The organism is Agrobacterium larrymoorei, from assembly GCF_030819275.1.
GTDB classification, from domain to species: domain Bacteria; phylum Pseudomonadota; class Alphaproteobacteria; order Rhizobiales; family Rhizobiaceae; genus Agrobacterium; species Agrobacterium larrymoorei_B.
Genome location: NZ_JAUTBL010000001.1, coordinates 908031 through 920000, shown reverse-complemented (window position 1 = coordinate 920000; position 11970 = coordinate 908031). Strand labels below are relative to the sequence as shown.

Genomic DNA, 11970 nt, shown 5'->3' with positions numbered 1-11970 from the left:
TCCCGTGCTTTTTAGAACATAGATGGCGCCAGTCAGGCGACCATCGAAAACGTAATACGCCACGGAGTTACTTCGGTAACCGGATTGGTATGGCAAGTGTCGCCGTCCACGTTTCTCTTTCTTCATGAAGACAAAAGCCGCATTGACCGGTACCGGAATGGGCCCGTAGCTCAGTTGGTTAGAGCACACGCTTGATAAGCGTGGGGTCGGAAGTTCAAGTCTTCCCGGGCCCACCATTTGCATATGCGAATGAGGGTTTGGGTTGAGACTGTTGGTCGATGCGAATTGTTGCCGCGCCTGGTTGAAAGACTTGGGTGATCGAGCTGGATGGGGCTGTAGCTCAGCTGGGAGAGCACCTGCTTTGCAAGCAGGGGGTCAGCGGTTCGATCCCGCTCAGCTCCACCAAAATTTTGGCGCTCACGGGTGAGCGGTCCTTCGGACCTACCCTCCGCGAGGGCGCCGAACGATCGGCGACGCGCTATCGCGCTGTATTGGAGAATTGATCCTACGGCTGCGAATTGTCTTCTGAAGAAAATAAAGGTTTGCACCTTCATCGAATGCGATGACGGTGCCTGTTTTGGATACATTGTGAAGAGAAGATATGTCTGGAAGCTTCCAGGTGTTTTGGGTTTTACCCGGAACGTCCGAGCCCAGTCTCAGAGAAACCATGTGATGGCTTAGTCGGCCGGAATTGGTGGAGGGATTGGAGGTAGGAAGGAAGCTTGTCCGAGGCATTTTTGTTGTTGGGGCTTATGTCCCTCTGATGAAGATGCTGGATTGGTGTTGCCTGACCGCGCATCACCGGATGATATCTCGAGAAGCTGGTCTTAATGGTATGGCTTCGAGGTGCACCGGCGTGCCCTCAATGAAGACCATACCGAACACGTCGATGGCATCAAGAAATATCCGATTGTAAAAGGTAATCGGATTTTGCTGGCTCTATGAATACCGCGAGGTTGCAGTATGGCCAGATTTGGAACCCCTCAAGCGTAAGCGAAGAGGATCAGGAATTCCAAATCAAGCAAATATGGATGAGCATAGACAATGAGAACGAAGAAGTGAATTAAGGGCATTTGGTGGATGCCTTGGCATGCACAGGCGAAGAAGGACGTGATACGCTGCGAAAAGCCGTGGGGAGCTGCGAATAAGCTTTGATCCATGGATCTCCGAATGGGGCAACCCACCTCAGATATCTAGAAAATCTGTTTTGCTGAATTTTGATCTCACGCGCCGTACCGCAGGCTTTGCCTGCTGGCGCTGCGATGGCGCGCTGCACGAGCAGCGACGGCCGCTGGCCTGTATGGGTGGCATGCTCGACGTTCGAGTGTGGCAGCAATACAGACCGCGAGGTCGTCGCCAATCGTTTGGCGCCCTGTCTGGAGCGCAGTGGCCGCAAGGCCGCGACAGCGTGAAGACAAAACAGAACCCGGCGCGTCCGGGTTCAAGGGTTCAGCGAAAGAGGTTTCTAGATATCGCAATGAGGTATCTGCACCTGAATACATAGGGTGTAAGAAGCGAACGCAGGGAACTGAAACATCTAAGTACCTGCAGGAAAGGACATCAACCGAGACTCCGTAAGTAGTGGCGAGCGAACGCGGACCAGGCCAGTGGCAATGATGAATAAAGCGGAACGATTTGGAAAGGTCGGCCATAGCGGGTGATAGCCCCGTACGCGTAGAACAGTCATTGTCCTTGAGTAGGGCGGGACACGTGAAATCCTGTCTGAACATGGGGAGACCACTCTCCAAGCCTAAGTACTCGTGCATGACCGATAGCGAACAAGTACCGTGAGGGAAAGGTGAAAAGCACCCCGACGAGGGGAGTGAAATAGAACCTGAAACCGGATGCCTACAAACAGTCGGAGCCCGCAAGGGTGACGGCGTACCTTTTGTATAATGGGTCAACGACTTAGTGTAACGAGCAAGCTTAAGCCGGTAGGTGTAGGCGTAGCGAAAGCGAGTCTGAATAGGGCGTTCAGTTCGTTGCATTAGACCCGAAACCGAGTGATCTAGCCATGAGCAGGCTGAAGGTTGGGTAACACCAACTGGAGGGCCGAACCCATAACTGTTGCAATAGTTCGGGATGACTTGTGGCTAGGGGTGAAAGGCCAATCAAACTCGGAAATAGCTGGTTCTCCGCGAAATCTATTTAGGTAGAGCGTCGACCGAATACCCTCGGGGGTAGAGCACTGGATGGGCTATGGGGACTCACCGTCTTACTGATCCTAACCAAACTCCGAATACCGAGGAGTACTAGTCGGCAGACACACGGCGGGTGCTAACGTCCGTCGTGAAGAGGGCAACAACCCTGACCTCCAGCTAAGGTCCCCAAGTCATGGCTAAGTGGGAAAGGATGTGAGGATCCCAAAACAACCAGGATGTTGGCTTAGAAGCAGCCATCATTTAAAGAAAGCGTAACAGCTCACTGGTCTAAATAAGGGTCTTTGCGCCGAAAATGTAACGGGGCTAAAGCCATGCACCGAAGCTGAGGATACAACGTAAGTTGTGTGGTAGCGGAGCGTTCCGTAAGTCTGTGAAGGCGGACCCGTGAGGGCTGCTGGAGATATCGGAAGTGCGAATGTTGACATGAGTAACGATAAAGGGAGTGAGAGACTCCCTCGCCGAAAGACCAAGGGTTCCTGCTTAAAGTTAATCTGAGCAGGGTTAGCCGGCCCCTAAGACGAGGCGGACACGCGTAGTCGATGGGAACCACGTTAATATTCGTGGGCCTGGTGGTAGTGACGGATCTTGTGTGTTGTTCAACCTTATTGGATTGGTTGGGCGGCGAAGAGGTTCCAGGAAATAGCTCCACCGTATAGACCGTACCCGAAACCGACACAGGTGGTCAGGTAGAGTATACCAAGGCGCTTGAGAGAACTATGTTGAAGGAACTCGGCAAATTGCACGCGTAACTTCGGAAGAAGCGTGACCCTTTTGCACGCAAGTGTGATGGGGTGGCACAGACCAGGGGGTAGCGACTGTTTATCAAAAACACAGGGCTCTGCGAAGTAGCAATACGACGTATAGGGTCTGACGCCTGCCCGGTGCTGGAAGGTTAAAGGGAGAGGTGCAAGCTTTGAACTGAAGCCCCAGTAAACGGCGGCCGTAACTATAACGGTCCTAAGGTAGCGAAATTCCTTGTCGGGTAAGTTCCGACCTGCACGAATGGCGTAACGACTTCCCCGCTGTCTCCAACATAGACTCAGTGAAATTGAATTCCCCGTGAAGATGCGGGGTTCCTGCGGTCAGACGGAAAGACCCCGTGCACCTTTACTATAGCTTTACACTGGCATTCGCCAAGGCATGTGTAGGATAGGTGGTAGGCTTTGAAGCAGGGACGCCAGTTCCTGTGGAGCCATCCTTGAAATACCACCCTTATCTTCGTGGATGTCTAACCGCGGTCCGTTATCCGGATCCGGGACAGTGTATGGTGGGTAGTTTGACTGGGGCGGTCGCCTCCGAAAGAGTAACGGAGGCGCGCGATGGTTAGCTCAGACCGGTCGGAAATCGGTCGTCGAGTGCAATGGCATAAGCTAGCCTGACTGCGAGACTGACAAGTCGAGCAGAGACGAAAGTCGGTCATAGTGATCCGGTGGTCCCGTGTGGAAGGGCCATCGCTCAACGGATAAAAGGTACGCCGGGGATAACAGGCTGATGACCCCCAAGAGTCCATATCGACGGGGTTGTTTGGCACCTCGATGTCGACTCATCGCATCCTGGGGCTGGAGCAGGTCCCAAGGGTATGGCTGTTCGCCATTTAAAGCGGTACGTGAGTTGGGTTCAGAACGTCGTGAGACAGTTCGGTCCCTATCTGCCGTGGGTGTAGGAATATTGACAGGATCTGTCCCTAGTACGAGAGGACCGGGATGGACGTATCTCTGGTGGATCTGTTGTCCTGCCAAGGGCATAGCAGAGTAGCTATATACGGAATGGATAACCGCTGAAGGCATCTAAGCGGGAAACCAACCTGAAAACGAGTGTTCCCTATCAGAGCCGTGGAAGACGACCACGTCGATAGGACGGGTGTGGAAGTGCAGTAATGCATGAAGCTTACCGTTACTAATAGCTCGAGCGACTTCTTCGTTCCCATTGTTCATGCTCATCGAAGATGAGCATCATCTCTTCTGTCCTGACGCGCTTAGCGCTCCGGACGGGCCGCGCCACAAGCGCGACGACCGCGTGGTCTGTATGGCTCCTTACTCAAACGCGAGAAAGGCAACACACAGACAGGTCGGAGAAAGACGTGTTGAAATTAAATGTGGCTTCGCCACCCAGCTTCTCGATACAACAGCACATGCAAAAGCATGTGCCAGTTGCGTTTCGCCGACCTGGTGGTTATCGCGGGGCGGCTGCACCCGTTCCCATTCCGAACACGGCCGTGAAACGCCCCAGCGCCAATGGTACTTCGTCTTAAGACGCGGGAGAGTAGGTCGCTGCCAGGTCTGCTAAACGCAACGAATAAATCTTCTCAAATCAAACTCCTCCGGCCAAGGCCGATACCAAAGGCCGCATCCAAAGCGGCCTTTTGCAGTTCTAAAGATTACTCGACATCCAAGTCGAACAAAGTCAACGCGGGGTGGAGCAGCCCCCGCCGAACCGCAGAAGGCAAGAAGCCTTCGAGGACCGGCAAAACAAAAAAACCGGGCGTATAAGCCACGGTCGCTCACAATCAACGCGGGGTGGAGCAGCCCGGTAGCTCGTCAGGCTCATAACCTGAAGGCCGCAGGTTCAAATCCTGCCCCCGCAACCAAATAGACGAAGAAATTCAACACGAAAGCCCTCCCGTTGTGGAGGGCTTTCGTGCGTTTTGGCGCTGGCACGGTGCTCTCTCCTAGTGATCCTCAGTAGGCCAAATCGCCGACGAACGCGGCTGGTCCTATCCCGTGACCTCGCTACTGAGCGACGAGCAATTGAAATTTGGTGACGATGATGTCTCGGTCATGGAAGGGGTAATTGATGTCCGGCAGGCCAAGGTATGGGTGCAAAGAGGCGCTATAGAGATCGGCCGGCACTGATCACGGCTTGCTCGCGTGTCGATTCGAAGGCTTCGCAAGCCAATAGATAGCGTGATGCCCGATCGGTTACGGTCAAAGGGTAACAATAACGATTATTCCCAAGCTTGAACTCGCCCTTGAAGTCGGCGCACCACAGATCGTTTGCATTGACGGCTTGCGACAGGGTGGTGCCCATGGCCTTGTTTGCCCGGTTCCTCTTGCGGGTCTGGCGCACAAGGCCATGGCGGTCGAGCACCGCGTGCACGGTGCTGTTCGCCGGAATGCGAACGTTCCCGGCGAGTTTCTTCACCAGCAACTCGCGGATCTTGCGCGCACCCCAATGCGGCTTCCCTTTCTTTGAGGCGCACGATCATTGCCTCGACAGGATCGGGAGGTTGGTTGGCGTAGCGCACCGGACGCCGGGATCTGTCCGTCAGAGCTTCCAGCCCGTCGTCCTTGTAGCGATTGAATATCTTGTAGCCGGTCTTGCGCTATATGCCGAAGTCATCAAGGGCCATACACACGACTGCACTCGATACGCGCTGTATAACGAAGCCAACTTCCCTCAATGAGGGTGCCTTCCACACACGACGCCATCTTAGCACCGGGGAAGAGGCAGCCTTCCATGCCATCGATTTCGGACTGCTCTTCTTCTGACTTCCAGTAGCCTTATACGATCTTGGCTGTTCTTTTTCTGAACCGTTAAGCGTTTAAACCTATGGATCGAATTTTATTTGCGGCCGAGGCGAGCGCTGCGGTACCGTTTTTTGCATTGTTGGCCAAAGCGTCGTGTAGGTGTTCTCCCAATATTTGAGTAACGACGATTTCGTGCGGGGGTAGGATAGGAGAAGGCGCCACGAGCTTGTGCTGCCGCGTGAGCGAGGCAATGAGGGCGTGGATAGCAGAGTTTCTGGCCTGTTCCGGATCTCGGATGAGGCTGAAGAGTGAGGAGGTGGGGAGCCGGCCTACATCCTCTTCAACGCCCGTGCTTTCCGGCGATGCCAATGCCGCAAGTACGGCTTGGGCCGTTTTTTGGCGTGGTGGTGGAAGATTTGCCGGGAGCGCCAGAAAGAAGCCGTCAAGGGGCACCTTCCCGCGGCCACGGGTTGCGATGGGAGGGGGAAGATACGCGACCCTGTGCTTTACCTTCGAATTTATGTCGAGTTCGAAGCGGGTTGCATCCAGCGAAGAAAGAAAGCTCATCGCCGCTGATCCTGCGGCGAACACCGCCTGGGTTTCCCCCGCCCCCCCATTCAACACGCCAGGAGCTGAGACTTCGATCAGCATTCGCAAATACTCGAATGCCGCCACGCTTTCGCTTCCTGTTAGAAACGTTGCAACCGACTCAAGTGAATTGGCCCCGTTTTGCGGCCACTGCGCTCCCATGCATGACAAGATGAACAGGAAGCTGTGCCCGAGCGCCAGCCCACGACTGCCGCCCCAGACGATACCGTAACGGTTATGGCGCGGCGTGTGGAGTTGCCGAGCCGTGGCGAGGACGGCATCAAGGTTGGTTGGATAGCTCAAGGCTTCTTCATCAAGAAGGTCGCGGCGAACGGCCAGCAGATCGATGGCCACATAGGCAGGAACGGCCATTTCGAGGCCTGACGGTGCCAGCATGGCATGCAGTGGGCTGGCGACGTCTGCGCAAAGCTGATGCTGCCCCGGTGGCGCGATGATGGCGCCAGCGGCCATCTCTCCCACCCATGACGGCGCAATCGCGATGATGTCGGCACCGGAAACCGGTTGCTCGGCATTGCGCCTGATCGTTTCATATAATGTTTGCCGGTCGACAAGAGTGAAATTGCCGGATGGGCCGATACGGCTGCGAAAATCCGACCACACGTGACGCAGCGACATGAAGTACCAATCGTTATGCAGCAGAAATTGCAGTGTTTCCACGCCTTCTATATCGCGCAGTCCCCGAAGTTGACGCTCCGTCAGGGCGTGGCGTTGATGGTCCCCGCCAAAAAAATATTTGGTTGCGTCGAGCCGCGGTTCCTCCACAACCATTCGAGACAACTCTTGCTTGACGTCTTCGGCATAGGCCTCGAAGTTTTTCAAAAGCGAGGGGGTGGGAAAATAGACGAAGCTCTTGCCGCTACGGCTGCGCGCTTGCCGGCCGATCATGCCTCGCGCCTCAAGTGCGTGTATACACCGGATCGCTGTGCCATAGGGCAATCCGGACGCAGCGATAAGGCTGGTCAGCGTTATCATATGGCCTTCGAGATGCAGGCGGACGAGATTGCTGACGATTTGCCAGACGCTATTCTGTCCCGCTTCGGGGAAGGCCACACGAAAACGGGCCGTCAGCCGGTCCGCAAGCGCTATGATCCGGCTGATCTCGTACTCGTTCATGTGCAGCCCTCTTGCCGCCTCCCAACGTTATAAATCTAGACGTTTCCCGACGCGATCTGCAAGTGGCATAAGAAAACCGTTCACTCTGTGCCGCCATAGCGACAGCTTGCGAGAGGTCAGGCCGCCGCATCTCGCATGAGGATCGATTCTGCAGGAATGGAGTCCCACCACTCTTTCGGCAGGGGCGCCACGAAGACGTTCTCGGTTCGATATCGTGACATTTTCCACACGTCGTTTTCTCTCTTGAAGGCGTTATAGAGCCGGCTGGAGCGCAGCAGCGAGGTGCCGTCGCTGAAGATCCAGGGCTGAAAGTGAACCCATGTTCCCCTCCGCGCCGTCACCATTCACCGCGATATGCTCACATGTCAGATAGTGGCAGTTGAGAATCATCTGCGGTTCGCGTGGTGCGAAAAAACCTTCGAAGTGCTGGCGCAGTGCTGCCTTGCCCTGCTTCTTGCCGAACTGATTGTCGTAATAGGCGCCGACGCCCTCCCATTGGGCATCATCGCTGAAGAGTTCCAGGATGAGATCGATCCGCTTTCCTCCCTCGGCGTCCGGTTCGGGCATCGGAACATCGCACAGAAACATGTAGCGGCTTACGATGCGGCGGATATCTGCTTCTGCTTGCAACGCATCGACTTTCCGGGTCAAGCTCGCGATCTGTTCTTCAACTGACAGCATTTTCATTTCCTCGAATCTGGTTTTTAAACCGGGCGCGACAGGGCGGTCCCCGTCGCGGTCGTCAGAGTATTGCTCAGGCATTCGCTCCAGGCCCAGGCCGATCATATCCGGAATGGATATTCTTCCCTTTGATTGGAGGCCTGTTCACAGACATTCCCGGTACGACGCGCCTAGCGCTCTTCGTTGCTGGCAATCTTCTATTGGCGCTTCGCAGCGGCAAACGATTGCCCGCCGACACTGTACAGTTTGGGCGCGGCGAGCGTCATGTGGCGAGCATCTCCTGATGCTGGCTGGTCATGCCGAGATAGGCTGCGACCACGCGTGGGTCCTGGGCGAGTTCCGAGGCGGGGCCTTGCAGCGCGATGCGTCCAAGTTCGAGCACATAAGCATAGTCGGCGATCTTCAATGCGGCGCGGGCGTTTTGCTCGATGAGCAATATAGAAACGCCCTTGCGTCTTAGATCGGCGATGATACGGAAAACATCCCTCACGATCAGCGGTGCGAGGCCGAGACTCGGTTCATCCAGCATCAATAGACGAGGTCGGCCCATCAGGGCCCGACCGAGCGCAAGCATCTGCCGCTCACCACCCGATAGCGTGGCGGCGATCTGTGCTCGACGCTCCTTCAGGCGCGGGAACAGGGTATAGACCTCTTCCAGCGTGTCGGCACGTTTACTCGCTGCAGAGCGGTGGAAACGGAAAGCGCCGAGCCTGAGATTGTCTTCTACGCTCATCGTGCCGAACAGCGCCCGCGTTTCCGGAACCAAACCGAGCCCTCGATCGATCCGGTCCCTGATCGTCCCTGCCTCGACAGCCTCGCCTGAGATGCGGATCGTCCCGCGTGAGGGCAGGATTCCCATGATCGCCGACAGGAGGGTTGTCTTGCCAGCGCCGTTCGGCCCGATGACGGAGACGATCTGTCCTTCACCGACCTCGAGATCGAGACCGCTTACAGCTTCAATCTTGCTGTAGGACACGGATAGGCCCGAAACAGCCAACAAGGGTGAGGGTGCTGTACCGGTCATTCGGCGCCTCCCAGATAGGCTTCGATCACCTTCGGATTGGACTGAATATCCGCAGGAAGGCCTTCGGCGATCTTCTGGCCGAAGTCCATTACCATGACGCGATCGGCCAGCCCCATTACGAAATCCATATCGTGCTCGACGAGAAGGATCGCAATGCCCTCCGCCTTCAGCTTTCTGAGCAGGTCGGCGAGCGCCTGCTTTTCCTTGAAACGGAGGCCGGCAGCAGGTTCGTCCAGCAGCAGCAGGCAGGGATCGGCGCACAGGCTGCGGGCAATTTCCAGAATTCGTTGCTGACCGAGCGCCAGACTTCCGGCCTCTGTGTAGAGATGATCCCCAAGACCTACGCGCTTCAGCTGCCGGGTGGCTTCCGCCAAAATTTGTACCTCCTCCTTGCGGTCCAGCCTCAAAATGGAGGCAATAAGGCCGTGCTTGCCTCGCAAATGGGCGCCGATCGCCGCATTTTCCACCACGCTCATGTCTGGCAGAAGCTTCACATGCTGGAAGGTGCGGCTCATGCCTGCTTTCGCCACGTGACGCGCGCCAAGACCAGTGATTGCCTGACCACGGAATATCACCTCGCCAGATGTCGGTCGGTCGACGCAAGACACCTGATTGAAGAGCGTGCTTTTGCCGGCACCGTTCGGGCCTATCACAGCGAGAATCTCACCCGCGTCGATGGCGAAGGAGATATCACTGTTGGCGACAAGACCGCCGAATTTGCGCGTGATGCCGCGGACATCGAGGATCGGCGCTGTCTTGTCAGGTTGATCGCGGCGATCGAGAGGCACGACATCGGAGGTCGTCGTAGCCACCGGCTTGAGGTTGCCGCCGCGGGTCAACCGCGCAAGGAGGGTGCCGCAGATGCCTCCCGGCATCCACTGCATCAGCAGTACGATGATGATGCCGAAAACTATGGCTTCATAGTTGCCGCCCTGACCGAGAATGTTCGGCAGCAGGTTCTGTAGCCACTCTTTCATAAACGTCGTCGTGGCTGCTCCCACCACTGCGCCTCCCACTGTGCCGATGCCGCCGATCAGGGCCATGAACATGTATTCGATGCCGTATTGCAGGCCGAAGGGCGTCGGATTGACGAAACGCTGGGTGTAGGCATAGAGCCAACCGGAGACGGCCGCGAAAGCCGCCGCGACGAGAAAGGCCGCCATCTTGGCGCGAAAGGTATTAACGCCCATTGACTCGGCCATTGACTGGCCGCCTTTGAGGGCACGAATGGCTCTTCCCTCTCGCGAGTCCAGCAGATTGAACATGATCGCGATGCCACAGAGGACGGCAAACCAGATCAGCAGAAACAGTAGATATGCCTTGTCGAAACGCAGCCCGAACAATTCCAGGGACGGGATGCCGGAAAGCCCGGAATATCCGCCCAGCGTTTCGCTCGTGCCGAACAGATAGTAGATCGACAGGCCCCAGGCGATGGTTCCAAGCGGCAGATAGTGTCCGGAGAGACGCAACGTAAGGCCACCCAGAATGGCGGCGACACCAAGGGTGAGGAACAGTCCTGCGACAAGGCTGAGCAGCGGGTTGTAGCGGAGGAATTCAAGCGCCGGTGGCAGACCCGCGCCGGTGGCGATTGCCGCGGTCGTATAGGCGCTGATCCCCACGAAGGCCGCTTGACCGAAGCTCGTCATGCCGCAGACGCCTGTCATGAGCACGAGGCCGAGTGTCGCAAGCGCATAGATGCCGATGTTGTTGGCGATGGTGATCTGGTGGCCGGGCAGGAGGATAGCGGAAAGCGCCAGCAGCGGAACGGCGGCAAGAAGCCCGAGCATGCGAAGGTGGCGTAGCGTCATTCGCCGTCTCCCACCCGCTTGTGAGCCAGCGAACGCCATAAAAGAACGGGCAGCAGCAGAGTAAAGACGATCACTTCCTTGTAACTGCTGGCCCAGAATGTAGAAAATGCCTCGGCGAGACCCAAAACCACCGCGCCGATAGCGGCGAGCGGATAGCTGGCGAGGCCGCCGATGATGGCGCCGGCAAAGCCTTTCAGGCCGATGATGAAGCCGGAGTCGTAATAGATGGTCGTCAGTGGAGCGATCAATATGCCCGACAGTGCTCCAATTAGCGCCGCTAGCGTAAAACTTGCTTGACCCGCAAGGGCGGGAGAGATTCCCACCAGCTGAGAGCCAAGGCGATCGACGGCGGTGGCGCGCAAGGCTTTGCCATAGAGCGTCTTTTCAAAGAAGGCGTACAGCATGCCGATCAACGCCAGCGATAGCACCACCACGGCCACGGACTGGCCGTTGATCATGGCCGGGCCGATGTTGAGGCTTATATCGGTAAAGGGTTCCGTTCGCATTCCTTCGGGGCCGAACATCAGGAGGCCGATGCCCACAAGCGCCACGTGGGATGCAATGGAAACGATGAGAAGCACCAGCGAATGAGCGGAGGCGAGTGGCTGGAAGACGACGCGATAGAAAAGCGGGCCGAACGCAATGAGGAGACCGGTGGTGAGGGCTGCCTGAATAGCAGCGCCAGCACTGGCCAACGGAAGGAAAAAGGTCACGAGCGTCAGGGCGAGCGCGTAGATGGAGATGCAGATCATGGTGGGCTTGATCAGCCAACGCCCGTTGTCCCGCAATCCGGTGTAGAGATCCATGAGGATGGCGGTTGCGCAAAAGGCAAGCAGCAGCCAGCCGAGCTGCACCGGCTTGCCGGCTTGCATGGCGGCCATCGTGAGCGCCGAGAAGGACACGAACTCGCCTTGAGGAATAAGCAGGATGCGGGTGACGGAGAAAACGAGAAGAATGGCGAGCGCTAACAGGGCGTAGATCGCGCCGTTGGTCAACCCGTCCTGTCCAAGCAGTATGGCGACGACGAGGTTCACGCGATATCTCCTCGCTGCCGAAAGCCTGGATGACGATGCGAGGCGCGACACACTCCCGTTGCCGGTCGATGC

Annotated in this window: 5 protein-coding genes, 3 tRNA genes, 2 rRNA genes and 1 pseudogene; 5 read left to right on the top strand and 6 right to left on the bottom strand. The window is 56.7% G+C overall.

Annotated features, from left to right (window positions below):
* Positions 1-159 precede the first annotated feature (159 nt).
* The 5 genes from QE408_RS04275 to QE408_RS04255 all read left to right on the top strand — a co-directional run bounded on the left by QE408_RS04275 (position 160) and on the right by QE408_RS04255 (position 4749).
* Positions 160-236: transfer RNA gene (locus QE408_RS04275), tRNA-Ile, on the top strand.
* 93 nt (positions 237-329) lie between these two features.
* Positions 330-405, top strand: a tRNA-Ala gene (locus QE408_RS04270).
* Positions 406-1052: 647 nt separating this feature from the next.
* A 23S ribosomal RNA gene (locus QE408_RS04265) occupies positions 1053-4083 on the top strand.
* A gap of 243 nt (positions 4084-4326) precedes the next feature.
* Positions 4327-4441: ribosomal RNA gene (rrf, locus tag QE408_RS04260) — 5S ribosomal RNA — on the top strand.
* A 231-nt stretch (positions 4442-4672) separates the two neighbouring features.
* Positions 4673-4749: transfer RNA gene (locus QE408_RS04255), tRNA-Met, on the top strand.
* Between the two features lie 251 nt (positions 4750-5000).
* Here QE408_RS04255 and QE408_RS04250 read toward each other — a convergent pair.
* The 6 genes and pseudogenes from QE408_RS04250 to QE408_RS04225 form a co-directional block, all read right to left on the bottom strand.
* Positions 5001-5625: pseudogene (locus tag QE408_RS04250) on the bottom strand (helix-turn-helix domain-containing protein); the annotation flags it as partial.
* Between the two features lie 70 nt (positions 5626-5695).
* Complete coding sequence (locus tag QE408_RS04245) at positions 5696-7123, bottom strand: ABC transporter substrate-binding protein (protein ID WP_306928820.1); 1428 nt, start codon at positions 7121-7123, stop codon at positions 5696-5698.
* A 480-nt stretch (positions 7124-7603) separates the two neighbouring features.
* Positions 7604-8113, bottom strand: coding sequence for a nuclear transport factor 2 family protein (locus tag QE408_RS04240; protein ID WP_306928818.1), 510 nt, complete (start codon positions 8111-8113; stop codon positions 7604-7606).
* A 181-nt stretch (positions 8114-8294) separates the two neighbouring features.
* Positions 8295-9056: an ABC transporter ATP-binding protein gene (locus tag QE408_RS04235; RefSeq protein WP_306928816.1), complete on the bottom strand. Its 762-nt coding sequence runs from the start codon at positions 9054-9056 to the stop codon at positions 8295-8297.
* On the bottom strand, positions 9053-10864 hold the full coding sequence (locus QE408_RS04230; protein WP_306928815.1) for a branched-chain amino acid ABC transporter ATP-binding protein/permease: 1812 nt from the start codon (positions 10862-10864) through the stop codon (positions 9053-9055). The genes QE408_RS04235 and QE408_RS04230 overlap by 4 nt, the downstream gene beginning before the upstream one ends.
* Complete coding sequence (locus tag QE408_RS04225; RefSeq protein WP_306928814.1) at positions 10861-11898, bottom strand: branched-chain amino acid ABC transporter permease; 1038 nt, start codon at positions 11896-11898, stop codon at positions 10861-10863. The genes QE408_RS04230 and QE408_RS04225 overlap by 4 nt, the downstream gene beginning before the upstream one ends.
* Between the last annotated feature and the right edge of the window lie 72 nt (positions 11899-11970).